The following is a 25,000-nucleotide window of genomic DNA, read 5'->3' on the forward strand; positions in this document are numbered from 1 at the left end:
ACAGGGCACTGTGCACACCTCCTCCTGGCCGAGATTAAGGGAATATAATACTTAACATTTCATTGATTCTTCTGCCATACGTGTGATCTTTCAACGTCCGTTCAAGTCCTCGCAGGGCAATCTCGCGCCGTTCCTTCTCGTGTGCGAGGTAATATTCCACCTTCTCCAGCATCTCCTGCGGCGAAGAATATGTCTCGATCTCGACACCCGGTTTGTAGAAACGGGCCAGATCATCGCGTGCATCGGTCAGCTGCAGCGTTGTACTGGCTGCAATCTCAAACGTTCTCGGGTTCGGTGAGGCTGGGGGGATTTTGATCTGATTATTGTTGACCGAATCATCCTCATGGGAACGATGCAGATTGATAACAATCTTGGTGCCGTTGTATACGTCATTGGTCTCTTGCGGACTCATCCAGCGGCCGAGTTCGATCTTCTCGCCGTACGCCGTATAGTCAGGCAGACGATCCCACCAGATACCGTTGAAGACGGTATTGTGCGACATAAGCTGCGGCATGATCGGGTTGAAGAAGTACACGCGGTTCCAATATGCCGAGCCGATAAAGCTGACATCCCGTTTCAGCGGAGAAGGGGTTGTGATCGGGAAGTAGTGGTTGGTAAAAGCAGCGAAGGGCATATAATGCACGGACGCGCAGCCATGCTGACGATACAGTTCGACACAATTCAGCTCCAGTGTGAATACATGGTCAAAATGACTCACCATCTCCAGCGTCATGTCGGTATAATACGGATCGTCCGTAAGCCAGATCGCTGTCTGGATTCCCGCCTGGCGTATGGCGTCAATGTGCTCGATGGGGATATCCATACCATCCAGCACAAGCACCAGATCAGGACGTGTTTCCAGCGCGACTTGGGATACCGGCTGGCGTGGATCAGACAGCGTCACGTGTGCGACCATGCCCTGGAGCGTTGCCATTATCGCTTCGTCCAGCGGAGAGTAAGGGAAGCCTTTACCTGAAGAAACATACAGCACGTGAAGCTGCCGGAAAGGCAGCGGCTCCTGTGCACAATTCACAATATAGTTAGCACGGCCGCGCAGATATCCTTCTTCTTTCCCTGCGTCATATCCGGCCCGCTGCCCATTTTTACGTGCCTGATCTGCCAGGCTGAGTACAGGTAGTTGAACCTTTCTAGTTTTACGGTGTTTGAGAGACATACCGCCACTCCTTTTTATTTGGGATAACGTGCTTTCTGATGCTTCCCTCCTATCGAAGGGAAACTACAGATGTCCTAACAACTCGGTGATGCGGCGGTTAAACGTATGACGGTTCATCGTAGTGAGCAGACCTCGCCAAGCCATGATCTGACGTTCCTCATTATGATGCAGATAATAGTCGATCTTGCGCTGCAGCTCTGCCGCTGTGGTGAAGGTCTCAATGTCATACCCGGGCTGATAATAGCGCGGCAAATCTCCACGCGTGTCGGTAATCTGCATCGTGCCGCAAGCAGCGATCTCATAAGTGCGAGGATTAATCGAACGCCCCTGCAGCTGGTGGGTGTTGCGGTTATCCTCACCGTTCTCGCAGGTCCGGTGCACGTTAATAACGATTTTGGCGCCATTGTAATAATTGACCGTTGCCCCCGGTTCAATCCAGCCTTCATGGATGAACTGTCCCAACACATCCAGCCGCGCCAACCGGTTCCACTGACTTCCGGCAATGAACACCTTTTTATCGGCGAGGTAAGGTGCCAGCTGATTGAACAGGTCTATTCGGTTCCAGAACCCTGTACCGATAAAACAGATGTCGTATTGATACTGGGGTTCTGTGCGGCGCGGATGAAACATCCCTGGATTTACGGCCAGCGGCATGTAGATAACGTGCTGTGCCCCTTGGCCTTTGTAGAAGGGCACGGCTGCCTCTTCATGGGTAAACACAACGTCGTAATGCTGACAGATGGATGCGGTATCCTCCGTAAAATAGGGATCATCCACAAACCATACTGCCGTCCGAATCCCCAATTCACGAATTCCCCTCACCTGCTCCAGATGATTCTCGGGAAACACATGCAGACCGTTCATAACCAGAACAACATCAGGTCGGTGATGATCCGCTTCCTGCAGCATCGCTGCTGGCGATCCAACAACGCATTCCCGAACGGACTGCTGCAGTGCCAATATGACACCTTCATCAATGGCGTCGAATCCCTGCGGGATATACAGCACCTTCATGTCCCGCAGAACCGGTTCAAACGGGTGCACCCGCTCCATGATGGCCTGACAGCCGCCAAACCTGCGGCCTTCTGCATATCCGCCGCGGTAGGCCGCCTCCGCTTCAGTCAGCGGGCGGTTTCTTCGTTTTGCCACATTCTTCACCCTGTCTTCCTTCAAGGAGGTCCCTTTACAGACTCTCCACGAGATTGGTCTTCCCTCTAAAGGATATGCCCCGGGGTCAGATGCATCATGGACGGGTGTCCTGCAGGGCTCAAAATTGGCGTCTGCCCTCCATTTTCGCCTGCACGGGCATGTCCGCTCGTGCGGTCAATACAAATAACCCGGAGGATCAATCCCCCGGGCTTCAGCCGTTACTTGTATTGTCGTAATAGACGTTAAGTCGTACGTCCAATGGTGCTTCGCTGCATTTTCGAGATGTGCAGCTTGTTAGTTCTCGGATGCATCCGTATTTCGAGATGCATTAACCGAAACATCCAGACCTTCCGAATCTTTTACGACGGTGTTGGTTAGGGCTGTATTTTTAACGTCCGCATCTGTTACTGTGCTTTGTATGCCAACTGATGTCCGTCCTCGAATCCCTTGGCGAAACCTGCGTTGAATCCCTCGTTGTACGCCTCGTTGTAACCCTGACTGTATGCGCTGTCCGGGTTTGGATCGGTAGGGGTAGCCGGGACGACAGGTCGTACGGGTTTCTTGGTCCGGTGCCTCTGCACCGCACGTTTCTTTTTTTTCAGCCACGCGCTGCGCCCTTTACCTGTGCGTTTATGAACGACACGTTTGGATTTCAGCGCACGCAGCTTACGGATTTTACGCAGACGGGCACCGCGTGTTACCAATGCACGTTTGGATTTCAGCCTAGACTTCTTTTTTAACATATCAGCATTCCTCCTGTAGGTCCCCGGCGGCACGGATCGCACATCCGGGGTCTTTAAGCCAAGGCAGACCCGGCTCCCCATAACGAATTCGAGTCAGCCTGATCCCCGTGACCATACGAGACATCTCTTCCTGATAACGGCTGAGCAGACGTATGTTCTCAGCGAGACTGCGGGCGGATACTTCCGAATGAGAAGATACACTGGCAACACTGTCCAGAATGCGGGCGAGTGCCTGCTGGCTGTGTGCAATGGATTCGATGAGCGCCAGTTTAACCTCCTGCTCACGCTGCATCAGACTCATTTTCCCATATCCCCGAGATCCATGCCGCCAAACATGCCCCCGTCCATTCCGCCGCCATCTTCGCTGTCATTCTGGACCATCACAGCCTTCAGGTTGCTGCACAGTCCCGTTTCCATCCGGGTTAACCCTTCCAACAGTTCCACCAACTGCTCATGCATTTTAAGCGGTTCACCCACCTGATCGCTATGAGTCAAAAAGCTGTCCCCGTTCAGATGATTCAGCGTCCAGTTCCGTACCTTCTCCGCCTCAATGGCCTTGGCCTCCAGAATCAGCGCGATATTCCACTGCATCTTGGCTGCGGCATCCAGCATCAGAATGAGGCTTTGTTCTCTGCTCATGTTTCATCACCCGCCTTCCGGGCTTATTCTTCATCTTGTACCGCAATCTCCCGCATGACCTGGGTCAGCGTCTCGGCCACAGCTTCTTCCAGATCAGCAAGCCCCCCCAGGTAGGAGATAATGCTTTTGTTAATCTGTCCCGAGCTGTCCAGCAAACCTTCAACCCCATCCAGCTCCGGCTCGTTATCCGGCAAATGATGGATGATCTCCGACATGCGTACAGCAACCTGACGTTTGGCATCCAATACCCGTGCGATCTGCTGGTGGGAATGTGCAATATGTGTAATAATCTCATCGATTTTGCTCTGCATGGTGCTCCTCCTTTCGGTTAAGGCCTGCTTCACCCATAGAAAAACCCGGCCTATCAGCATTTGCCTGCTACAGCATATGCCGGGCCGGGCGCGTCAGTTACTCCAGCTTGCGCCTATATCGTTAAATTACACAACTCCCTTATATCTTTAAATTGTTCAACTCCCTACGTCCTTAAATTACATAGCTCCAATCGGAAGAGTAACGGCTGAGGAATTGACGGGTTCGTTCCTGCTGCGGTCTGGTGAACACTTCTTCCGGTGTTCCTTCTTCCACAACGTTTCCGCCATCCATAAAAACAACCCGATTTGCCACTTCACGAGCAAAGCCCATCTCATGGGTAACCACAATCATCGTAATTCCTTTCCTGGCGATTGAACGAATCACCGCCAGTACCTCTCCCACCAGCTCGGGATCCAGTGCAGACGTCGGTTCATCGAACAAAATCACTTCCGGGTTGAGTGCCAGTGCCCGGGCTATGCCGACTCGCTGCTGCTGTCCACCGGACAGCATGCTGGGGTATGCGTCGATTTTGCCGGACAATCCGACCTGCTCCAGTACGTGAAGAGCGCGAGTCCGAGCATCTGCTTTGGATATTTTTTGGGCAATAATCAGCCCTTCGGTCACATTCTCCAGCACGGTCTTGTGTTTGAACAGATTATAATGCTGGAACACCATCGCTGTTTTCCGCCTCAGCTGCACGATGTCATGTTTGCGTGCATGCCTGCAGTCCACCGTCAGCCCGCTGATCTGAACTCTGCCCTCATCAGCACGTTCCAGAAAGTTCACGCAGCGAAGCAGCGTTGTTTTCCCCGATCCGCTTGGTCCGAGAACAGCGACGACATCACCCTGCTCCACGGTTAGATCGATACCTTTGAGCACCTTCTGCTGCCCAAAAGACTTATGAATATTGGACAAAGAAATCATGATACGCCTCCTTTGCTGTATACGGCAGCTCTGCGTTCAAGCAGCGCAGTGATTCGCTCGGCAATGACGGTAATCCCCCAATATATGATGGCCGCGGCAATAAAGGCCTCCAGAAATTTCAAACTGACGGAAGCGACCACATCCGCCTTGCCGAGAATATCCATCTGGGACACGGTGAAGGCAAGCGTTGAGCCGTGCAGGAATCCGACAAACATGCTGCAGAGATTCGGGAGAACAGCACCGATGGCCTGGGGTATAATAATACGCCGCAGCGCCTGAAACGTGCTCATGCCTACGGCATGGGCTGCCTCCATCTGCCCGCCATCTACAGCCAGAATGCCGGAACGGATAATTTCAGACATATAAGCGCCGGCCGTCAGTGAGAATGCTATCAGCACAAAAACGAGTATGGGAATCGAAGACGATTGAAACGCCCAACCATAACGTTCAGCCAAACGATCAATGATCATCGGAATACCGTAGTAGATCAGAAACAGATGCATCAGCATCGGAGTTCCGCGCAGAAATGATACGTAATACGATGCGATGTGGTGAAGCCATCGTACACGGTAGATTCGGATCAGTGCGGTCCCCAGACCAATACCAAAACCCGCAATCAGCGGCACAATCGTAATGACCATTGTGAGCGGCAATGCCTCCAGAATCTGAAAGAAAGAGGTATAGATAAAATGCAGATCAATCGACATGTGCTCACCCCGCTATTCGTTTCAGGCGTTCAGCAGTTCGTAACGCCGGCTTGGATATGACCCTTTTTCGTTCATGACGCTGCAGTCTGCGTTCAGTTACGGCAAACCCTTTTTCAAGCAAAATAACGATGACATAATATACGATGGACAAACTGATATATACCTCAAGCGCATGTGATGTTGACGAGATCAGCGTTTGTCCCCTGCCCACCATATCCATCACCCCGATGGAAAACGCAAGGGAAGTATCCTTCAATGAACCGATTAACGTGTTGGCCATATTGGGAAAAGCAACCACCAGCGCCTGTGGTACAACAATCCGCCGAAACGACTGGAAAGTTGTCAGCCCCGCAGCATAAGCCGCCTCGGTCTGGCCTTTATCCACACTGCGCACTGCACCTCGAAAGATTTCGGCAAACGATGCCGCATCACTGAATGCATAAGTCAAGATGACAAACAGCAGCGGGTCAGTCCGTGATAAGTCGATACCCAGCGGTTTCAGCAGCTCTGGCAGGCCATAATATACGAGAAACAGCTTAATCAGAATCGGCGTGCCTCGCATGAACGAAATATACAGGGTCGCTAACTGGCTCAAGACCGGAATCTGATAGAGCCGGGGCACGGCCAGCAGCACACCGCCCACAAGTCCAAGCATTATGGAGCCGCCAAGTACAATCAGTGTAATATGCAGATATCGAAGCAGTTCCGGGACGAAGTCCAGAACAAGTGACAGATCAAACGCTTTTCCCATGACCACCTGCACACCTTTCTCTAACTCTTTCTCGTTCTCATCGTTGTTCTCTTTCTTGATTATTCTTCAACAGTGTAGTTGGCCCCAAGCCATTCTTTGCTCAGTTTAGCCAGCGTTCCATCTGCCTTGATGGATTTAAGTGCTTCATCTACCTTAGTTTTCAGTTCCTGCTCATCCTTGTTCAGAATAAAGTACACTTTGGAGTTGGACAGCGCGTCCCCTACCGTCTTCAGCTGTGCATCCACAGCTTTGTTCTGATAATCGATGGCAAACTGTGTGCTGATGGTGGCATCCACCCGTCCTGTTTTGATCTGGGTAATTGTGTCTTCTCCGGCTCCGGAGTAGACAATGTCGATCGTATTACCGTGTGCCGCATTCCATTTCTCAGCGAGTACCGCTGCATTGCTGGTCGCACCAACGATCAATTTTTTGCCTTCCAGGTCGTCCATGGAATGCACGGTATCGTTTTTCTGGCTCACCACAACTTTATTTGGAAAAATATTATAAGCTTCGTCGTTAAACAGGAACTTGGCCTGTCTCTCTTCATTCACTTCCATCTGATGTGCAATCAGATCAATTTTTTTCGTTTCAAGACTCAGCAGCAGGTTTTTGAAATCCATCGTGCTGAACTCAAACTCATAATCAGGTAAGCGCTTGTCGATCTCGCGGATCAATTCTACATCGTATCCGGTCAATTGTCCTTTATCGTCTATGAAGCAGACATTCGGGAACTGAGTGCCCGTTCCTACAATGATTTTTTTCACTTTGGCACTGCCTTCTGCCGCTGCAGCTCCCGAATCTTTACTGGCTGTACCTGTACTGCATCCTGCCAGCACCGCCATCATGGTGATGAACAGCAGCGCTGTTCGGAAATTCAGTATCCCCCGTTCTTTAACCATTCCCATTCTCCTCCACAGGCTGTAGATACAGCTTAATAAGTTGTTTCCCTGTTCCGAATCTTTATCAACAACCATTCTTACTTGTATAGTCGGAATTAGGTTGATCACAGAATAGCATTCGAAGTGAAATCAGAGCAATATGCTGGTTAATAGGACATTCCGATATGCTTATAGAACTTCTCTATTCCAAGCAAAAAAGCCACCTCCTTTACGTGCGGAGCATGGCTTTGTACGTTCATATGAAGTTATATGCGTCTGGATCATCATGTAATTTGTAATTCAATCTTGTCTCAACTCAATCGTGGGTATGCCTGCTTACATGTTAACCATGTCAGATACCTTATCATCAGGTATCATTTACCTTCGGCTGGCCCATTTGATTTTACGTGCCACTTCCACCCGCTGCAGCTGCAAAACACCAACACGTTCTTCGAACTTTTTTCGTTCATCCACAGAATGAGCGGCATGAATCTGATGACATAGACCTGTCAATTTGCTGTTGATGTAATCGAATCTCATCCATAATTCTTCTTCAGGAGTATGATGCTGCTCCGGTGCCGTTTGAAATATTTTGAGCTGCTGGATAAGGGACTGGCGCCATTCCTGATCTTGAATTTGGATGGCAAAATGCAAAAGATCCAGATAATCATCAATTTGCAACGAAATGTCGCAATCAGGCTTAGTGTTCATCGTCGTCTCTCCTTATTTCAATGCTTGGCTGGAATCAGTTACCTCCTATTTTACAGGAACAAGCCCTATGAAAGCGAGTACTGAACGACACAATTTTGGAAAAAAATTTGTTTTTTTTCGACTAAAAGGGCTTTACTTTTCCAATATGATCATTTTCATTGCTTTTTAGGACATATGTCATGCAAATCATAATAAAAACCCGCTATTGGAGAATAGATTCTCTAAGCGGGTTTGATTTATTTTTGCAAGCTAGTGCAGGCTGCGCAGGCATGTTTTAGTTTACCTGTGCTGTCCATCTCTTATACCGGATTTGACCCAAAAGGATGACTGGTTACCGCGCTGCTGTCCTCGTCATCAGCAGCATGAGAAATGAGATCACGATAATGGAAATGGTCCAGGCCCAGGCCATCGGCTGATTTCCCGAATCAACAGCAACATAAATGGCCGTTGGCACCGTTTGTGTTTTGCCCGGAATATTACCTGCAATCATCAGGGTTGCGCCAAACTCTCCCAGTGCACGGGCAAAGCCCAGAATAAACGCTGTTATTAAAGCTCTGCCCGCAAGCGGCATCGTAATATACCGGAACACCTGCCATTCATTGGCCCCGATCGACCGCCCTGCATCCTCCAGATCTCGATCCACTCCGTTAAAACCGGATTTCATCGTCTGATACACCAGCGGAAAAGCCACTACGACCGAAGCAATGACAGCGGCCCACCATGAAAAAATGACAGGAGCCGAAAAGATCGCCTCGATCCAGCGTCCAAGCAGACTCCTGCGGCCCAGAATGACCAAAAGCAGGAACCCAACGACCGTTGGAGGAAGCACAAGCGGAAGCATCAGAATCGTTTCCAGAAAAATTTTACCGCGAAATGCAGTACGTGACATTTTCCAAGCGACAGCTACCCCCACCACAACCGCTATAACGCTGGATAACAGCGCCACCTGAAGGGACAGACGCACCGGGGGCCAGAACACGGACCAGTCGATCGCGTTCATATTCATTTCGGAATCGAAAATCCGTATTTCGCAAAGATATCCAGCACTTCAGGTGTTTGCAGATAAGCATAGAATTGTTCAGCTTCAGTGCGATGTTTCGTACCTGTAATGATGCCTAGCGGATAATTGGCAGGTGTGTAACTGCTTTTATCTACTTCAAACGCAATCTTTACCTGCTTGGAAGTCAGTGCATCTGTTTTATACACAAATCCTGCATCCGCATTACCTGTTTCTACATATTGAAGCACCTGTCTTACGTCTTTGCCTTGAACAAGTTTTGGCTCAAGCTGATCCCAAAGCTTCGCATTGGTCAAAGCTTCCTTCGCATAAGTACCTGCAGGTACGCTCTCTGGAATGCCAATGGCTACCGTTTTGATGCCATCATTCGTTAAATCCCTCTCACTGGCTACTGCCTTTGTCCCATCCGCCGGTACAATGGCTGCCAATGAATTTTGAAGCAGGTTCTTCTGATCGCTTGAGGCAATCAGGTTCTCATCAACCAAGGCTTTCATATTTTTCGCAGACGCCGATACAAAAATATCTGCCGGTGCTCCCTGCTCGATCTGCTGCTGTAATGCACCGGACGCTCCGAAGTTAAAGCTCAGGCTGATATTCGGATTGGCTTGTTCAAAATTCGTCTGGATCTCCTTCATTGCATCGGTCAGACTCGCTGCAGCGGATATCGTTAGCTCGACTTTTTCCTGTGGCTCAGTCGCTGCTGGCGTTGTCTTTTCACCAGATGCCGCTGGTGCAGAAGCTGCTGATTGATTCGCGGAAGAAGCCGCATCCTGCTTATTTGTGTCTGTGTTAGCTCCGCAGCCAGCCAGTGCAAGCGCCAGCCCCAGTGACATAGTTCCAAGTACATATGTAATTCGTTTGTTCATTCGTTCTCCCCCAAATTCCATGTTTAATATCTGTTTAGTTATAACTAGATATAATTGATTATAACTAATTATACACAGAACATACGAAATAGAAAGGTGACATTAATCACATTCTACATTCCAGACAATATGTCAGCTATTTATTGTGCGTTCTAAGGTTTATGCGTGTCTTCAAATAATGGTATAGTACAAGAAACACCATTGTATCGATGGGAATAAGAATTAGAATATGAGTGGATTACACATATAGGGTTTCAATATAAAATTTTAACGCCTTTATAATATAGAGGGAGGTTCTTCACTAATGACGGAGGAGCAATCCTACACAACCGAAGAAATAGCCAAGCTGCTTAAAATATCCAAACTAACCGTCTATGATTTGATTAAAAAGGGAGACCTTGTCGCCTACCGAGTGGGCAAACAGATGCGCATCGATGCTGCCGATCTGGATGCTTACAAACGCCGTTCCAAGCAGCTCCAGTCCCCGGCACATGCACAACAAAATGCATTGCCAGGAACGACAACAACCGAGCAGCTGTCGACTGATGCTGTCCAGAAGCATAGTCCAGCTGCTGGCTTATCCACAGTCACGGGTCAAGTCGAGTCTCAGCATGCGATGACATCTAATCATAGGGTAGCGTCACTTTCTCAAACGGCTTCACCTTCATTCGCAAGCGGTCTGGCCGGATACGGTCAGAACATCGCGGGTTCGGCTCGACATCTCGTCATTACGGGTCAGGACGTCAGTCTGGATATTCTGATGCGTCACATGGAGAAGCAATCCCGGGACATTCGTCCGCTACGTTCTTTCATGGGTAGTCTGGATGGGCTAATCTCGATGTATCGGGGAGAGTCCGACCTGGTCAGCACTCATCTGCTGGACGGAGACACGGGGGAGTATAATCTGCCGTATATTCGCAAAATTTTAACCGGCTGGTCCTATGTCGTGGTCAATCTGTTGTCTCGCCCTGCCGGTCTATATGTTCCACGCGGTAACCCCCGTCAATTGAACGACTGGACCGATCTAAACCAATCCGACCTGCGCCTCGCGAATCGGGAAAAAGGTTCTGGCGCCAGAGTGCTGCTGGACGAGCAGTTACGGCTGCACGGGATATCTGCTGCCGGACTGCTGGGATATGATGTGGAGGAAACAAGTCATATGGGTGTCGCAGCCAAAGTCAGCTCCGGCGAAGCCGATGTAGGTGTCGGCATAGAGAAGGCCGCTCGCCTTGTCGGGCAAGTCGATTTCATTCCTCTCGTGCAGGAGCGCTACGACTTGGTCATGCTGAGAAAACAGGGAAACGAGGCCTGGATTGAATCCGTTCTGCACATCCTCCGATCTCCAGAGTTCAGACAAGAATTGCGAGCATTTGAAGGATATGACGTATCGCGTACGGGTGAAGTTTTATTTGAGGCTTAGTAAAGAGTAGGTCGAGAAAATTTGAGTGTGCATGAAGTGGTAGGTGCTTCTCCACCTACACTCCTCACGCTAACGATCACCAGAGAGCTTATTTAGCCACATTTCGCATTTTGAAAATTCTAACGATCACCACAGAGCTTATTCGGCTGAAAATCACCGATTTCCCCACCAAAATCGCTATTTCTAGCAAAATAACGCTTCTACGGATCGTTAGAATTTCAAACCCGCTTTTTTGAGGTGAATAGCGTTCCTGGGGATCGTTAGAATTTTGGACTAGAAGAATTTCGGGGGCACGAGCCGGGCCTACTGCAGCCGCTTCATTCGCATACTCCACTTATTCGCACTACCCAGCTATTCCACCTACTCTCACCCTTCTCTTCCTTCTCTTCCTTCTTTCGGCCTGTGCCAGTGTCTAACATTAAGGTGTTCCATCTCCGTATGTGCAATCTTGCACGATAAAACAAAAAGAGGACCCCAATCGTTGTTCACGATTCCGATCCCCGTATAGCCAATGCGCGCTTCTCCAGTTATTTTAGTTATTCCAGTTCTATGACCAGATGCACCATTATTATTTGTTTAATCACGTTCGCGCCAAAACATCCCGGATTCATCACGTTCCACTTGCTCCAAGACATCCTCAAAATCGAAACATGGCACAGCAATGTCTGCCGGACTCCAGCTGTGCTGATCATCGCTAGCGTACACCTTCCACTGGTCTCCCTCCCAGTAAAAGCGAGCAATCGGCATTCGCTCCCACTGATGTCGTTGTCCAGCTGCACGTTCTTCATTGAGAATCAACTCATTATCCTTCATCTCGTAGGTTAACTTCACCATCGTCCGCAGCTCTGCTGGTACTTTCTCATGGACATAACCGTTCATCAAGGATACAATGCGTCGCTGCGTAAACATATCCAACATGGGAGAGACCTCCTTATCAAGAACTCCGCTTATCATACTTACCAGCTGGACTTGGTAACTCCCGGAATCTGACCTTGATGAGCCAGTTCACGGAATTTGATCCGGGAAACTTTGAATTTGCGCAGATATCCACGCGGACGACCCGTGATCTCGCAACGACTTTTTAATCGCGTTGGTGAAGCGTTACGGGGCAGCTTTTGCAGCGCCTCATAATCACCTTTTTCCTTCAGTTCCCGGCGTAGATCCGCATACTTCGCTACGATTTCCTGCCGTTGTTTCTCACGCACGACCTTTGATTTTTTAGCCATCTTCAACAGCTCCTTGTCCGATTTGAATTTTGTATAAAGATTGATAAAACCAGACCTGCTCCCTAACTGCCTAAAACTGCCTGCATCCATCCTGATATCGCTTATGTTCTCATACCTCTTTTACACAGCCTTGACAGGCCAGGGTAACGGATTTTCAAAATGCCCCCAATCCGCCAGCATCTCTTCATCGCTGAGCAGACATTGATCCAGTTCATCTTCAATGATGGAACGCTCCATATCAATGCCGATCATGACCAGTTCCGTTTGGCGATCGCCCCACTCGGCATCCCATTTTGCAAGCACATCCGGCTCCGTTCGCAAAATCTCTTGCTTGTCCGCTTCCGGCAGCGCGGCAACCCAATGCCCGGCAGGCCCGAACTGGATGGACGGCCCCGCCTGACTCAGACTGGCAGCCACATCTCCTTCAGCGGCAAGCCATACCAGCCCTTTGGCACGTACGACTTCTTCTGGCCAATAGCTCATGAATTCAGCCAGACGGGAAGGATGAAACGGCTTCCTACGGCGGTAAACGAATGATCCGATACCGTATTCTTCGGTCTCTGGCGTGTGGGACTCTTTTTCCAACTCCTGAATCCACCCCGCCGACATGCTTACTTTCTCAAAATCAAACCATCCCGTATTCAAAATCTCCACCGGGTTCACCTGTCCGTTCACCGTACGAATGATTTTGGCACTCGGCTGCAGCTTGCGGATAATACCCTCCAGTTTGTGAAGCTCTGCTTCTTCCACAAGGTCACACTTGTTCAGCAGCAGCACATCACAGGTTTCGATCTGATCGATGAGCAAATCCACTATGTCACGGGTATCGTCTTCCCCGGTCGCCTGATTCCGATCCAGCAAGCTTTGTCCCGAAGCATAGTCATGCCAGAAACGGTTAGCATCAACGACAGTCACGAGACAATCCAGCTTTGCCAGTCGTGTCAGATCGATGCCTGTCTCTTCATCGGCATATGTAAATGTCTGTGCCACCGGAACAGGTTCGCTGATGCCTGTGGACTCAATCAGGATGTAGTCATACTTGCCTTCGTTCACCAGCTTTTCGATCTCCTGCATCAGATCATCACGAAGGGTGCAGCATATGCAGCCGTTAGACATTTCCACCAGTTTCTCTTCGGTACGAGAAAGTATGGCCTCTCCCTTCACCATCGCCGCATCCATGTTGACCTCACTCATGTCGTTCACGATCACAGCAACTTTCAGCCCCTGCCGATTGTGCAGCACATGATTCAGAACCGTTGTTTTGCCTGATCCAAGGTAACCGCTGAGAACGGTCACCGGTATTTGCTTTTGTGTCATATAGATCTACTCCTTATAGGTACGGTTCACCTTGATCGGTGGATCATCTCTTTAATAGTAATTATTACGATTAACAACAATGACTATAATCCTGACTGCCGCCGTTGTCAAATCTTTTTTCGTACTCCTAACCAAAAATAGTGAAAAAAAGCTTATGATTGCCCCACATCGCATAGGTCGTATGCGCTTTGCAGAGAAATTCATAAGCTTTATCTAAATTAATTCATCGGCACAGCATTGGACTGATTCCCGGCTTCCATCCGCTGTCTGAAAAACACCACGACAATCAATGCGGCAGCAGAGAGCAGCGTACAAACGGTAAACATCACGGAATAAGAGCTGATCTGCACTACAACGCCCATCGCCAGCCCGCCCAGCGAAAAACCGAGATCATACGAGGACATAAATATGCCCATAAGCACGTATCTCGAATCCGCAGGCAGCACAAAGGACAAATACGTGGTGAGGGTCGGATACAGCAGCGCCAGCGCAAACCCGCTAAATACCGCAGATATATAAACAAATGACCCAAGTATATCTATCAGGCTGAGCAGTTGTGTCCCCACCGCTGCCGAGAGCATCAGACCTGCCATAAGCCGCGTATTCCAGCTGCCGTCTGACGGTATTTTTTTGCGCAATATGAATCGGCACAGGATCACCACGAGACCCTGAATTGTCAAAAAGATACCTGCACTCGCTGCACCTGTCGATACCATATAGAGCGGAAGAAACGTCGCTGTCGCTCCGAAAACACAGGAGGCCAACAGCATAACCACACTGCTGACGAGCAGTGGTGTACTGCGCCAGATGCCGCTGAACGAGCGCAGCATATCCCCCAGCGTATACGTTTTGTTCTGCACCGTGCTCTGCGGCAAATCCACCTTATACCCGAGCAGCAAAGGGAGTGCAGCCAGTCCAATCATCAGCACCGTAAACGCCAGCTCACTGGCATTCTGCCAGATCTGCACGGCCAGAATCGGGATGACCAGTGAAGGCACCATCGTAAACAGAGTGTACATCGCCAGCCCTTGCGCACGATCATTATCCTCCAGTCTCTCCACGATGCCCGCCTGCATCGTCATTGAGAAAAATGCGGTCGCCACACCCTGCAGTGCCCGCAGCCACAGATACGTGTCTACCCCGGACACGATGAACAGCAGCAACGTTCCGGCATGCAGCATCAGCAGCCATCGCATAACTCGCAGCGGTCCATACTTGCCCAGCATCTGTGCCGCAAATGGCCGCAGCAGCATACAGGTGAACATGTAACTGCCCATCATCAGTCCAATTTCAGCCTGATTTAACCCGGCCGCTTCACTGCGTAAAGGCAAAATAATCGTCAACGCCGCATTCGCCGCAAAAAATAAAAAAGCCAGTATGTAAAACCCGATAAAGGAAAACGATACCGGATTTAATTTCCCACTGGATGTTGTTGTTACAGAAGATTTCAATAGTTCATACCTGCTTTCTCTAACACGTACCCACGTTCCCTGGGCGTCAGTTCATTGAGGTTCCGGTAGTCGCTTTACGCCGTTCATAGGCAAAAACGATCGTCACCGCTCCTAGAATAGCACAGATCATGTACATAAATGAATAGGAAGACATGTCAGCGATCGGCCCCATGACCACACCGCCGAGCGAAATGCCCAAATCGGCTGTCGCAATAAATAAACCCATGAGTACATTGCGGTTCAATTGAGGCAAAACAAAGGACAGATACGTCGTGAGCGTTGGATATAAAATAGCTTGAGCAATCCCCATCAGAACAGCACCCAAATAAAAGAATATCATGCCTCCGGTAACGGAAAAGCTCACACACTGTGCCGCAACCGCCAGCAGCAGCATCGTGGTCATGATAAACGGTGAATGCCACTTTCCGTCCGAAGGAATGCGTTTGCGGAGTCCGATTCGCGCCAGCACCACTGTACCCGCCTGCAGCATCAGATATACGCCAGCATTGCCGCTTGGAATCTGACTCGCATACAGCGGAATAAAGGTAGTAACCGCGCCAAATACAACCGATGCACTCAGCATCAGCACACTACAGCGGAATAACAATGGATTTTTCACCAGCTGTCCGAAGGATTCCCACATACTCACGTTCAGCCCAGATGCATCTGCAGCAGGCTTCGGTTCTTCCTTATTTTGTTCCATCCTGGCAGTATATCCGAATACACCCGTACAGACCGCGATCCCGATCAGCACCACTGTAAAATAATCCATGCCTCCGGTCTGCCAGACGGCTAAAGCCAGCACCGGGCCAACAATGCCCGGAATGTAGCTGAACAACGAATAATAGGAAATGCCCTGAGAACGGTCTTTCTCCGGTAGTGCATCAATGATGCCCATCTGCAGCGCCATGGAAAAAAAGGCCGTCGATACCCCTTGCAAAATACGGGCAATCAGATAACCGCCAAGCCCTGTAAACGTGTAGAGAATCAGCGCAAACCCATTGATAATCAGAATAATTCGTAACACTTTGATCGGCCCGTGCTTTTGAATGATTTTACCTGCCCACGGTCTGAAAAACATCGTTGTAAACATATACGCACCCATAATCAGCCCGATCGTCGTACTACTCGCACCGAGGAATGCCCCCTGCAATGGAATAATCACATTCAGAATGGCATTGGCACTGAAGTAGAGCAGCACCAAAATGTACAAACGCAAAAAAGGCCATGACATTGCCCCGCTCACAACGGATATTCCCCCTTTCACTTATAATGCTCTCCCAACTTACACGCGTAGGCGATTCTTCCCGCTTCCACTGGGAACACTTCCTTTTCCCTTAACTCAAGACGCTTTCCTGTGCTGCATACATAGGCTGTTCCCCCACTTCTCCACGCTGAAATGAAATGAGATGGCTCAACAATTGTTGAGCATAGTCGGACTGCACATGCCTTAACTGATCAACCGAAACCGTTTCTTCAATCTGGCCTTCTCTGAAAAAAACAACCCTGTCGCAGATATAGGCTGCCGCCTGAATGTCGTGCGTAATGAAGACATAACTCATCTTGTACAAGCCCTTCAACGATTTAAGCAATTGCAAAACCTGAATCTGAACCGATACGTCCAGCGAGCTGACAGCTTCGTCCAGCACAAGATACTGCGGCTCTGTCGACACTGCTCTCGCAATGCAGACTCGCTGTGCTTCCCCGCCGGACAGCTCATGCGGATACTTAAGCCGGTATGATGAGTCCAGTCCAACTTGGGCAAGCAATATATCTACTTTTGCATGAATCGGCTGTCCTTTTCCTGACTTTTGGAGTGCCTTCATTGGCTCCATAATCGCATCCTGTACCGTAAGAAACGGATTGATCGAAGAGGTATAGTTTTGAAAAACTGCGCTGATGCGGCCCATCCGCACGCGCCGATCTTTCACATCTTTTCCCCCCAGCCGAATGGCGCCGCGATCCGGGCTTTCCAGTCCCAGCATCAACCGACCCAGTGTGGATTTGCCGCTGCCGCTTTCGCCAATAATGCCGAGGCATTCGCTATGCCGACATTCCAGGGTCACTTTTTTCAACACCTGCTGCCGATGCTTCGAGAACAGACCACCTTGGACATATGATTTCTCAACCTGCTCTACCGTTAGCATCTATGATCCCTCCTGCATTAATGCGTTGAAATGATTGCTCAGCTCCAGCCGGGTGGATACGAGATAACGGGTATACGCATGTGTAGGCTCCTGCAAAACAGACTGCATGCTGCCCTGCTCCACAATCTTGCCGTCTTTCATGACCATCACATCATCTGCGATCTTCTGTACAACGCCGAGATCATGGGAGATAAAGATCATGGAGCAGCCCATACGTTCCTGCAGCTGAATCAGCTGCTCCAGCACTTCGTACTGGGAGATCGTGTCCAGCGCCGTGGTTGGCTCATCCGCAATAATCAGATCCGGTTCGAGCACAAGAGCGAGTGCAATCATGATTCGCTGCAGCATGCCGCCAGACAACTGATGGGGATATTTGTTCAGGATGTCCATTGGATTTCGGAGCATAACACTCTCCATTGCGAGCCGCATTCTCCGCTCCAGCTCACGGATGTTCCAACGGTAATGCGTCTGCAATGTCTCCCGGATATGTACACCGATCACACAGGATGGATCAAATGCACTCATGCCATGCTGCAAAATCATACACAGCTGCTTGCCTCTTCGACGCCGCATCTCCTTTTCGGAGAGCTGATTCAGGTCTGTGCCCTGAATCAGCATCTTTCCCGATTGGCGCATATTGGGCTTATTCAGCCGCATCAGCGCTCTGCATGTGATCGATTTGCCGCTGCCGCTCTCCCCGACAATCGCCATGCAGCTCCCCTGCCGCACCGTAAATGAACTGTCATGAATGATGGCCTGGTCTGTACCGGTATCCCACACTTTCAGATGCTCAACCTCGACTATATTCATAGGCTGCCTTTCTCACCTCTCTTTCACGAGATTTATCCGGCTTGCCTGGAGAGGTCATTAATTTCGGGTCTAGAGCAATCTGTAGTGCATCCGATAAAAAATTAAAAGCCGACACCACCACAACGATCGCAAGTCCCGGTGCAAGCATCAATTCAGGTCTGGAGAACATGACTTCTCTCGCCTCATTCAGCATCATGCCCCACTCTGCATGGGGCGCCTGAATGCCCAGTCCCAGAAAAGATAGTCCCGACACCTGCAGCATCATGGAACACATCGCACCACTGGAGATTACGGCGATATCGGCAAAGGTTACCGGAATGATGTGACGTGTAATAATCGTCCAACTGGGTATGCCCGAAGCTTTGGCGAATTTTACATAATCCATGTCCGAGAACTGCATCACGGATGTGCGAATGACACGAGCAAACCAGGCCCATTTCATGCAGACAAATGCGATCAGAATATTTTCAAGGCCCGCCCCCAAAATACCAACCACCGCCAAGGTCATCACATATCCGGGAAAAGAAAGCATAATGTCACAGATTCGCATCAACCACGCATCCACTTTACCTTTGAAATACCCTGCGACAAATCCTGCTGCCGCACCAATCAATACGGAGAAACCAAGTGCGAATAGTACCCATAACACACTTGGACGGATACCGTAAATCAGTCTGGATAAGACACATCGGCCAAGGTGATCATTGCCTAACAGATAGGGCCAGGAAGGTGAGGCATACCGTAGTTTCATGTTGACGGCTCCAGGGTCATGAGGTGCAATAAGGGGCGCACAGATGCCCAGAACAATGGTCACAATAATGACGGCAAGAGAGGTCAGCGCAAGCTTGTCACGGCTCAGAGTTTTGAATAGTCGCATCAGATTTCCTTTCTTAAACGAGGATTCAGCGCAGCATTGATCATATCCGAAAGCATGTTAAATAACACGAACGTTACCGCCAAAATAAGCACATACGCCTGAATGATCGGAAAATCCCGGCTCAGAATCGACTTTACACTCAGGCGGCCAAGCCCCGGCCATGCAAATACATTTTCAATAACAACGGTGCTGCCCAGTACAATCGGAATCGCCATGCAGAAGATGGACACCGCGACTTGCAAGGAGTTACGCAGAATGTGCAGCATGACCTTCCGCTCGCTGAGGCCGCTTGCGCGGGCATAAAGTACATAATCTTCATTCATATTGCTCAGCATCGCACTCCGTACTGTCCGGAAATAAATGCCCGTATAACTGACCGTGATCACCAGCACAGGTAAAATGTAGCTGCGATAAGAGTCCATGCCGCTGGTCGGCAGCAGGTCTAGTTTCACCGAAAAATACCAGATCAGGATGGCCGCAAGCCAATAAGACGGCATCGCTGTCAGAAAAAAGGAAATACCTCTGACGGATTGATCCAGCATCTTCCCTTCTTTCAGGGCACAGAGAACACCAAGCCCTATGGATAAAAGAATGATGAAGACCGAGGATACAAGTGTAAGCTTTAATGTATTCAGTAACGCCGGCCCGATCAAAGACCACACCGACTCCCCGGACACGAAAGAATATCCGAAATCAAACTGCACAACAGCTCCCATCCAGTCCATATAACGAACAAGGAAAGGTTGGTTAAAACCGAGCGCTTCATTCGTTTGAGCGATCAGTTCGTCCGTAATCTGCGGTACATCCTGAGCCTGTAGTACAACGACGGCCGGGTCGAGTGGGGAGAGATTGATTAGTAGAAAAGTAATTAACGAAATAACGATCAGCAAAGGGATGGTCAGCAGCAGACGTTTTGCGATATAACTTCCCATAGCCCTATCCCCTCTACTCGAATTTCATCTTTTCAAACGGCAATTCATACTGTGTCTGCTTAAAGGTAATGTCTTGCAGACGTTTCGGAGCAACAACGGTGACACGCCCGTTCGTAAGCGGGACGAACACCGCTTCATCATGTACTATTTTTAAAATATCCGCATAAAGTGCTTTTCTCGATTTTCCATCATGAAGTGCCGTTGTTGAGCCATCGTTGGTTGAGCTCATCACCTGATCGATTTTCCGATACAGTTCATCCGCTCCGGCGATGCCACTTGTCGTATGTTTGTATGCTGAATCCGATGTAAACGCGGCGATGGTACTCTGCGGATCATACGCAAGTCCCCAGGTCTGGTTGAACAACAGGTCATATTCCCCGGTCGCTCTTCGGTTCGCAATGGAAGAGGACTCTTCGCCTGTCAGATCGAGTTCCATACCGATCTCTTTCATCGCATATTGGATGAACTCCGCCTGCATTTTCTGTGAGGACGAGCTGCTGTCATAGTAAAGCTTCATCGCTAAGGGCTGGCCGTTCTTCGCACGTACGATCTTGCCCTCTGCCAAAGTCCAGCCTGCCTGATCCAGCAGACGTTTGGCTGCTTCCGGATCATACGTTCGAACCTTCAAATCGACATTGGCGTAGTTCACATTCGATGAAAACAACGTACTCGCTACCGTCTGAGTGCCATTGAAAATATCTTTGCTAATCGTCTCCCGATCGATACCGATCCATAACGCTTCCCGCACAGCTTTTTCATGAACCGGGCTGTTTTGCTTGCTGCTATTCGCGACAATCATCGCCGTGTTCATCGCATCACTTCGCACCACCTGATACTCGCCGGATGCAGCCAGCTGATCCATCGCTTCTACGTCAATGCTGTCTGCCCCGCGGTCATCCGTGAAGACAAAGTTGATCTCCCCTTTTTGCAGTGCCAAATATGTCGTTTCTCCAGCGGGAAGCACTTTGGCTGTGATTTTCTGAATGGCAGGTACACCGCCCCAGTATTCCGTATTCGCTTCAAAAGTGGCATTTTCTTCGACCTGGTGCCCCGTCAACTTGTACGGCCCAGTCCCATGGAAACCGTTCACCCCGTCCTTGGTTCCATCATTTTTGAAATCCTTTGGGGAGATGAAGACATACGGCCTGGTCATGGACAACTCCACCAGTGCCGGATAATAGGCATCTGACAGAACCAACTCCACGGTGTATTCGTCCTTCACATTGACATCCTTCAGTTTCGTGGAAAGCTTGATCCAGGCATGTTTCCCCGCATTGGCCTGAACCGCTTCGATATTCTGTTTGACCGCTTCGGCGTTAAAGGGCTCGCCGTCATGGAACTTCACCCCTTTGCGCAGATGAAAGGTATACGTTTTGCCGTCCTTGGAGATGTCCCATGATTCGGCCAGCAATGGTTTGATTCCCTCAGCCGTGTTCTCGACCAGAGATTCATACACCATGCCTTGCGCAGGCATCGAACCTGTGTACAGATGTGGATTCATATCATTGATATCTTTCGCAGAAGCATAGATAATTTCATTGTTGATCTTACTGACTGATGATACCGCTTGGGTATTTTCCTTTGTGTCACTCTGAGCACAGCCTGATCCCATCGCAATGACCGCGACCAGTGTTACCATCCGTATAAAAGCACGTCTTTTTCTCACCATAGTTCCCCCTGATATGCACATAAAATTTATATTAACCCTGTACACAAGGCCACTTCTCGGTCAGGACAACCTCCAATCCCTGTTATCCCTCAAGCCTGTTGCAAATCATGCGAATATCCTGCTGAAACGACTGGATCACAAACGCGGTCGACAGACGCTGATCTGGATGTGTACGCGTTACTTCCTGAAGCTTTGCTTCATATGTGGCAATGAAATGATCTATCGTTGGACAATCAACTTTCACATGTCTGGCGATGCCCTGAATCATTTTGATGCGGTAATAGTCTTCCTTGGGCATTCTCGGAACGTCGAGCTCTCCCTCGCGGTTTATAAATATTCTGCTGAACGGAACAGCGGAGAAGTGGAAATATGTACCGGCAGCATCCGGCTCCGAGAACGGATCAATCAATAACGAGGCGTACCGTATGTATAATAAATACTCCTGATGGATGGCCTCTAATTGATCAAACTGTTCGATATCCTGACGTGATAAACTCTCTAATCGAACCGGATAATTGTCGTCCGTCATAAACTGCAGCAGGTTCACTCCCTGAATATGGAGTCTGTCTGTAATCTGCTCGATTTCCTGCCACTGTGACCGCATACTGCGAATGAGTGTGGGAGTAATCGGCCCTTCGGGATAAAGCTTGTAAACATATTTTTGAACACCCTGCTCACCGAAAATGGCCTCTAGCGAAAAATCATTCATAAACAGTGGTGGGTGTACGTACAGCGAAATATTCCTTGTTTCAGCTTCCAGCGGGGAAGACATAACGACGAGTGAAATATGCAGCCGCTCGAACAGCTCGCTTAACTGCCGCACATAAGCTGAAGAGGGAACGGTGGAGCCGATATAAACCTTTTTTTTAACTCCTGTTGTGATGACCTCATTGGATGGTTGTTCATGCATCCAGCGGGTATCGCCCAGGTAGGTGGAGAAGCTGATGATTTCCGGGGCTGCATTCCGCTCAAACAAATACTGGCTTACCAGGAGACTCGAACCGAAGGTAGGGGAAACTAAAATAACGTATTTCAGTTGTTTGATGAACTCGTCATTGATTTCTTGGAGTACATCGATATAAGCATCGGTGGTGACTGCCAATATAATCGTATCCCACTCCCCTTCAAGAGTGCTGTACCCTTTAAAAAGGTGATCCACTGTACATCCCCCGGCCAAGGCTCGGTGCTTCTCATTTTGAATCGTCACCTGAACCTGCCGCTGGCTCTGTTCGAGTGATGCAAAGAACGATGCAGACCGCACCGATTCCCTGCCCGCCATACCGACGTGACAGCCCAGATGTGTTTTAAGAGTTACCGCAAGCTGAATCGCTGCAGGACCTGTGCCGCATAACAGAACACGTTGAACGATGCTCATATATACCTCCCTTGTAAACAAAGACAAACCTCCCTACAGGAACATGTAAAACTTTTATGCAGTTGACTCAAGGCCTCTTACTTACTCAAAGTCGAACAGAAACGGTAGATTTAAAACTATGCATTGTCACAACATAAAGAGTAAACGATCAGCTTTTACTTGGGCACCTTCTGATACAGCGCGATATCAAACACATCATGCGGGCGCAAAATGTTGTCGGCCAACCTCCACTTGCTGCCATCCGTCTCTTTCATGGGATAGTTAAACAGTGATTTCAACTCATTGCCATATCGCATGGCTGCAACGACTTGTTCATTGGTTAACGCATATAATTGATCGAGCAGGTCATACTTGTTAGCCACGGTGGAGCTGAAAATAATATGTGTCGCTTGTCGGGTATACGCCAGATCCTCCAGCAGCTGCTGCTCTAAACGAATGTTCAAGCCCGCCCCAAGCGTCTCCACAACTTTTCTCCCCAGCGTGATTGCCTCTGCGTCGATATCTATGCCGACCACCTCGGCTCCGGTACGTTTAGCGATCAGTAAAGGGGTCATTGGAAATGAACCGGAACCCACCAGCAGCACTTTGGATTGAGGTGTCACCTGAAAGCTGCCAAACTCTTTGTCGATGCACTCTTCGATATTTTTAAAATAATCCGCAATCTGCACTTCTCCATGCTGCAGCTTCAGTGCCCGATATTTCTCCATAATCGCGACGCACTGAGCGGATTGGTCTCTTAGCGCCTGAACTAGCGGATCAAGCTCCTCCAGTTCTGCTTGCCCCAACATACCCCAAGCAATCTTGTGATCAGGGTCCGTCACAAACCGTGAATACTCATTAATTACCGCTTCCAGTTCTGCGCTGTGCTCAAGTGTCTTATCATATCTGACCGCAAGCTTGCCAAATTGTTCGGCAAAAACACGGAGTCTGGTTTCCAAATGGATCAACGTGATCATTGTCTCTCCTCCTACACCTTGTAATGGTCAACCATTATACGTCTCATTCTCAGGTATCCGCTCAAACCTCTACGACATTCCTGCTCTGCTCCTGTAAGGTATCAATGAAAGCCGTGCCATAGGCAACAATGCCGACAGTCCCCTCAATCGTAATGGCCTTCACCCCTTGGGCACCCCACTGAGCGGTCACCTTTATCGCACCTCCAGGCTGCTTGACCAGCTGGGTGACTTCGCTCTGTTTAAGCCAGGCCTGATAAGCGCCTACAGAGGCCGTACCTGATCCGCACCCTCTCTCCCAGATCAGACTGTCCAGCTGCGGGACATAAATGAGGGGGGCCATCTCTTTCGCAGCAGGGTGATATAACAAAACACCGATCATTTTATCTCCCATCGTGAGCCCTAGTAACCGTGCGAGATGTTCTGCCTTTCGCTTCATCAGGTCGTCAACGTCCTGCACTTCAATCACAATGTGAATGAATTCGGCATACCGAACAATGGCCATCTCCAGTTCCATACCTTCAAACGTAATCTTCCGCCGCTCGATCTGATCGGGAACAGGCATCGTAACCCGGCAATCATACCGATGCTCTCGCCGCTTCACCTGACAGCTGATCAAGTGCTCTGTGCCTGAAACATCCAGCTTGATATTCATGGATGTTTGCTTCTCCAGCCCTGCTTCTGCTGCAATATGGGCTGCCAGTGCCATACAAGCATTGCCGCAAAATTCTCCTCCTGCCATCTCCAGACGGGCAGCGGCTTCTGTCCTGCCCGGCTGCTTGATGAACCCGACTTGTTCAGCGTGGACATGATCATAGGACATCAGGCTGGAAGCGATGTCACTGTAATGTTCGGATGCATGATCCGTTCTCACCAGAAGGGTCATGTTCTGCGTCGGATTACATTTGATAAAATCAATCTCTTGTTTCATTGTGGGCGGCGGCTCCTGTT

Annotated in this window: 27 protein-coding genes; 1 reads left to right on the forward strand and 26 read right to left on the reverse strand. The window is 49.5% G+C overall.

The genetic code is table 11. The features are described 5' to 3' along the window. Positions 1-34: 34 nt before the first annotated feature. The 13 genes from MKY97_RS23245 to modA form a co-directional block, all read right to left on the reverse strand. The gene (locus MKY97_RS23245) at positions 35-1,174 is read right to left on the reverse strand and encodes a glycosyltransferase (protein ID WP_342552604.1); all 1,140 of its coding nucleotides are present in this window, start codon (positions 1,172-1,174) and stop codon (positions 35-37) included. Between the two features lie 63 nt (positions 1,175-1,237). Continuing rightward, positions 1,238-2,332, reverse strand: coding sequence for a DUF3880 domain-containing protein (locus MKY97_RS23250; RefSeq protein WP_342552605.1), 1,095 nt, complete (start codon positions 2,330-2,332; stop codon positions 1,238-1,240). 395 nt (positions 2,333-2,727) lie between these two features. After that, complete coding sequence (locus MKY97_RS23255) at positions 2,728-3,066, reverse strand: hypothetical protein (RefSeq protein WP_342552606.1); 339 nt, start codon at positions 3,064-3,066, stop codon at positions 2,728-2,730. Between the two features lies 1 nt (position 3,067). Next, positions 3,068-3,367: a hypothetical protein gene (locus MKY97_RS23260; protein ID WP_342552607.1), complete on the reverse strand. Its 300-nt coding sequence runs from the start codon at positions 3,365-3,367 to the stop codon at positions 3,068-3,070. Continuing rightward, the gene (locus tag MKY97_RS23265; protein ID WP_342552608.1) at positions 3,364-3,705 is read right to left on the reverse strand and encodes a restriction endonuclease subunit S; all 342 of its coding nucleotides are present in this window, start codon (positions 3,703-3,705) and stop codon (positions 3,364-3,366) included. The genes MKY97_RS23260 and MKY97_RS23265 overlap by 4 nt, the downstream gene beginning before the upstream one ends. 23 nt (positions 3,706-3,728) lie before the next feature. Beyond that, positions 3,729-4,016 carry a nucleoside-diphosphate sugar epimerase gene (locus tag MKY97_RS23270; protein WP_342552609.1) on the reverse strand — a complete coding sequence of 96 codons (288 nt, stop codon included), beginning with the start codon at positions 4,014-4,016 and terminating at the stop codon, positions 3,729-3,731. Between the two features lie 172 nt (positions 4,017-4,188). Beyond that, positions 4,189-4,941, reverse strand: a complete 753-nt coding sequence (locus MKY97_RS23275; RefSeq protein WP_342552610.1) for an amino acid ABC transporter ATP-binding protein — start codon at positions 4,939-4,941, stop codon at positions 4,189-4,191. Further along, positions 4,938-5,648, reverse strand: a complete 711-nt coding sequence (locus tag MKY97_RS23280) for an amino acid ABC transporter permease (RefSeq protein ID WP_342552611.1) — start codon at positions 5,646-5,648, stop codon at positions 4,938-4,940. Before MKY97_RS23280 ends, MKY97_RS23275 begins: the two co-directional genes overlap by 4 nt. Positions 5,649-5,652: 4 nt before the next feature. Further along, complete coding sequence (locus MKY97_RS23285) at positions 5,653-6,399, reverse strand: amino acid ABC transporter permease (protein ID WP_342552612.1); 747 nt, start codon at positions 6,397-6,399, stop codon at positions 5,653-5,655. Positions 6,400-6,458: 59 nt separating this feature from the next. Continuing rightward, complete coding sequence (locus MKY97_RS23290) at positions 6,459-7,298, reverse strand: transporter substrate-binding domain-containing protein (protein WP_342552613.1); 840 nt, start codon at positions 7,296-7,298, stop codon at positions 6,459-6,461. Between the two features lie 357 nt (positions 7,299-7,655). Then, positions 7,656-7,988 carry a hypothetical protein gene (locus MKY97_RS23295; RefSeq protein WP_342552614.1) on the reverse strand — a complete coding sequence of 111 codons (333 nt, stop codon included), beginning with the start codon at positions 7,986-7,988 and terminating at the stop codon, positions 7,656-7,658. Between the two features lie 331 nt (positions 7,989-8,319). Next, the gene (modB, locus tag MKY97_RS23300; protein ID WP_342552615.1) at positions 8,320-8,994 is read right to left on the reverse strand and encodes a molybdate ABC transporter permease subunit; all 675 of its coding nucleotides are present in this window, start codon (positions 8,992-8,994) and stop codon (positions 8,320-8,322) included. Beyond that, positions 8,991-9,872 (reverse strand): molybdate ABC transporter substrate-binding protein, encoded by an 882-nt coding sequence (gene modA / locus MKY97_RS23305; protein ID WP_342552616.1) that lies wholly within the window; start codon positions 9,870-9,872, stop codon positions 8,991-8,993. The genes modB and modA overlap by 4 nt, the downstream gene beginning before the upstream one ends. A gap of 304 nt (positions 9,873-10,176) precedes the next feature. On the opposite strand from modA, the gene MKY97_RS23310 reads away from it, so the two are divergent. Further along, positions 10,177-11,292 (forward strand): helix-turn-helix transcriptional regulator, encoded by a 1,116-nt coding sequence (locus MKY97_RS23310; RefSeq protein WP_342552617.1) that lies wholly within the window; start codon positions 10,177-10,179, stop codon positions 11,290-11,292. A gap of 576 nt (positions 11,293-11,868) precedes the next feature. Here MKY97_RS23310 and MKY97_RS23315 read toward each other — a convergent pair. The 13 genes from MKY97_RS23315 to MKY97_RS23375 all read right to left on the reverse strand — a co-directional run bounded on the left by MKY97_RS23315 (position 11,869) and on the right by MKY97_RS23375 (position 24,980). Next, positions 11,869-12,210 (reverse strand): DUF3024 domain-containing protein, encoded by a 342-nt coding sequence (locus MKY97_RS23315; protein ID WP_342552618.1) that lies wholly within the window; start codon positions 12,208-12,210, stop codon positions 11,869-11,871. Positions 12,211-12,248: 38 nt separating this feature from the next. Next, positions 12,249-12,518, reverse strand: coding sequence for a 30S ribosomal protein S14 (rpsN, locus tag MKY97_RS23320; RefSeq protein WP_342552619.1), 270 nt, complete (start codon positions 12,516-12,518; stop codon positions 12,249-12,251). A 120-nt stretch (positions 12,519-12,638) separates the two neighbouring features. Then, positions 12,639-13,835 (reverse strand): GTP-binding protein, encoded by a 1,197-nt coding sequence (locus MKY97_RS23325; RefSeq protein WP_342552620.1) that lies wholly within the window; start codon positions 13,833-13,835, stop codon positions 12,639-12,641. Positions 13,836-14,053: 218 nt separating this feature from the next. Continuing rightward, the gene (locus MKY97_RS23330; RefSeq protein WP_342552621.1) at positions 14,054-15,286 is read right to left on the reverse strand and encodes an MFS transporter; all 1,233 of its coding nucleotides are present in this window, start codon (positions 15,284-15,286) and stop codon (positions 14,054-14,056) included. 46 nt (positions 15,287-15,332) lie between these two features. After that, entirely contained in the window at positions 15,333-16,532 is a 1,200-nt protein-coding gene (locus MKY97_RS23335) for an MFS transporter (protein WP_342552622.1), read from the reverse strand. A gap of 91 nt (positions 16,533-16,623) precedes the next feature. Beyond that, positions 16,624-17,433, reverse strand: a complete 810-nt coding sequence (locus MKY97_RS23340) for an ABC transporter ATP-binding protein (protein ID WP_342552623.1) — start codon at positions 17,431-17,433, stop codon at positions 16,624-16,626. After that, positions 17,434-18,243 (reverse strand): ABC transporter ATP-binding protein, encoded by an 810-nt coding sequence (locus MKY97_RS23345; protein ID WP_342552624.1) that lies wholly within the window; start codon positions 18,241-18,243, stop codon positions 17,434-17,436. It lies immediately after the preceding gene. After that, complete coding sequence (gene opp1C, locus MKY97_RS23350) at positions 18,224-19,120, reverse strand: nickel/cobalt ABC transporter permease (RefSeq protein ID WP_342552625.1); 897 nt, start codon at positions 19,118-19,120, stop codon at positions 18,224-18,226. The genes MKY97_RS23345 and opp1C overlap by 20 nt, the downstream gene beginning before the upstream one ends. Next, the gene (opp1B, locus tag MKY97_RS23355; RefSeq protein ID WP_342552626.1) at positions 19,120-20,052 is read right to left on the reverse strand and encodes a nickel/cobalt ABC transporter permease; all 933 of its coding nucleotides are present in this window, start codon (positions 20,050-20,052) and stop codon (positions 19,120-19,122) included. The genes opp1C and opp1B overlap by 1 nt, the downstream gene beginning before the upstream one ends. A 13-nt stretch (positions 20,053-20,065) precedes the next feature. Then, positions 20,066-21,721, reverse strand: a complete 1,656-nt coding sequence (nikA, locus tag MKY97_RS23360; RefSeq protein WP_342552627.1) for a nickel ABC transporter substrate-binding protein — start codon at positions 21,719-21,721, stop codon at positions 20,066-20,068. A gap of 82 nt (positions 21,722-21,803) precedes the next feature. After that, entirely contained in the window at positions 21,804-23,096 is a 1,293-nt protein-coding gene (locus MKY97_RS23365; RefSeq protein WP_342552628.1) for an opine metallophore biosynthesis dehydrogenase, read from the reverse strand. Between the two features lie 155 nt (positions 23,097-23,251). Next, positions 23,252-24,052 (reverse strand): methyltransferase domain-containing protein, encoded by an 801-nt coding sequence (locus MKY97_RS23370; RefSeq protein WP_342552629.1) that lies wholly within the window; start codon positions 24,050-24,052, stop codon positions 23,252-23,254. Between the two features lie 61 nt (positions 24,053-24,113). Next, on the reverse strand, positions 24,114-24,980 hold the full coding sequence (locus MKY97_RS23375; RefSeq protein WP_342552630.1) for a diaminopimelate epimerase: 867 nt from the start codon (positions 24,978-24,980) through the stop codon (positions 24,114-24,116). Positions 24,981-25,000 lie beyond the last annotated feature (20 nt).

Origin of the sequence: Paenibacillus sp. FSL R7-0652, assembly GCF_038595045.1 — a bacterium.
In the GTDB taxonomy this organism is placed as follows: Bacteria; Bacillota; Bacilli; order Paenibacillales; family Paenibacillaceae; genus Paenibacillus.

What these genes read in the sequence shown, in the direction of transcription:
- MKY97_RS23245 (WP_342552604.1), bottom strand. Translation starts at nt 1,174, where the DNA reads ATGTCTCTCAAACACCGTAAAACTAGAAAGGTTCAACTACCTGTACTC.
- MKY97_RS23255 (WP_342552606.1), bottom strand. Translation starts at nt 3,066, where the DNA reads ATGTTAAAAAAGAAGTCTAGGCTGAAATCCAAACGTGCATTGGTAACA.
- MKY97_RS23260 (WP_342552607.1), bottom strand. Translation starts at nt 3,367, where the DNA reads ATGAGTCTGATGCAGCGTGAGCAGGAGGTTAAACTGGCGCTCATCGAA.
- MKY97_RS23265 (WP_342552608.1), bottom strand. Translation starts at nt 3,705, where the DNA reads ATGAGCAGAGAACAAAGCCTCATTCTGATGCTGGATGCCGCAGCCAAG.
- MKY97_RS23270 (WP_342552609.1), bottom strand. Translation starts at nt 4,016, where the DNA reads ATGCAGAGCAAAATCGATGAGATTATTACACATATTGCACATTCCCAC.
- MKY97_RS23275 (WP_342552610.1), bottom strand. Translation starts at nt 4,941, where the DNA reads ATGATTTCTTTGTCCAATATTCATAAGTCTTTTGGGCAGCAGAAGGTG.
- MKY97_RS23280 (WP_342552611.1), bottom strand. Translation starts at nt 5,648, where the DNA reads ATGTCGATTGATCTGCATTTTATCTATACCTCTTTCTTTCAGATTCTG.
- MKY97_RS23285 (WP_342552612.1), bottom strand. Translation starts at nt 6,399, where the DNA reads ATGGGAAAAGCGTTTGATCTGTCACTTGTTCTGGACTTCGTCCCGGAA.
- MKY97_RS23290 (WP_342552613.1), bottom strand. Translation starts at nt 7,298, where the DNA reads ATGGTTAAAGAACGGGGGATACTGAATTTCCGAACAGCGCTGCTGTTC.
- MKY97_RS23295 (WP_342552614.1), bottom strand. Translation starts at nt 7,988, where the DNA reads ATGAACACTAAGCCTGATTGCGACATTTCGTTGCAAATTGATGATTAT.
- modB (WP_342552615.1), bottom strand. Translation starts at nt 8,994, where the DNA reads ATGAATATGAACGCGATCGACTGGTCCGTGTTCTGGCCCCCGGTGCGT.
- modA (WP_342552616.1), bottom strand. Translation starts at nt 9,872, where the DNA reads ATGAACAAACGAATTACATATGTACTTGGAACTATGTCACTGGGGCTG.
- MKY97_RS23310 (WP_342552617.1), top strand. Translation starts at nt 10,177, where the DNA reads ATGACGGAGGAGCAATCCTACACAACCGAAGAAATAGCCAAGCTGCTT.
- MKY97_RS23315 (WP_342552618.1), bottom strand. Translation starts at nt 12,210, where the DNA reads ATGTTGGATATGTTTACGCAGCGACGCATTGTATCCTTGATGAACGGT.
- rpsN (WP_342552619.1), bottom strand. Translation starts at nt 12,518, where the DNA reads ATGGCTAAAAAATCAAAGGTCGTGCGTGAGAAACAACGGCAGGAAATC.
- MKY97_RS23325 (WP_342552620.1), bottom strand. Translation starts at nt 13,835, where the DNA reads ATGACACAAAAGCAAATACCGGTGACCGTTCTCAGCGGTTACCTTGGA.
- MKY97_RS23340 (WP_342552623.1), bottom strand. Translation starts at nt 17,433, where the DNA reads ATGCTAACGGTAGAGCAGGTTGAGAAATCATATGTCCAAGGTGGTCTG.
- MKY97_RS23345 (WP_342552624.1), bottom strand. Translation starts at nt 18,243, where the DNA reads ATGAATATAGTCGAGGTTGAGCATCTGAAAGTGTGGGATACCGGTACA.
- opp1C (WP_342552625.1), bottom strand. Translation starts at nt 19,120, where the DNA reads ATGCGACTATTCAAAACTCTGAGCCGTGACAAGCTTGCGCTGACCTCT.
- opp1B (WP_342552626.1), bottom strand. Translation starts at nt 20,052, where the DNA reads ATGGGAAGTTATATCGCAAAACGTCTGCTGCTGACCATCCCTTTGCTG.
- nikA (WP_342552627.1), bottom strand. Translation starts at nt 21,721, where the DNA reads ATGGTGAGAAAAAGACGTGCTTTTATACGGATGGTAACACTGGTCGCG.
- MKY97_RS23365 (WP_342552628.1), bottom strand. Translation starts at nt 23,096, where the DNA reads ATGAGCATCGTTCAACGTGTTCTGTTATGCGGCACAGGTCCTGCAGCG.
- MKY97_RS23370 (WP_342552629.1), bottom strand. Translation starts at nt 24,052, where the DNA reads ATGATCACGTTGATCCATTTGGAAACCAGACTCCGTGTTTTTGCCGAA.
- MKY97_RS23375 (WP_342552630.1), bottom strand. Translation starts at nt 24,980, where the DNA reads ATGAAACAAGAGATTGATTTTATCAAATGTAATCCGACGCAGAACATG.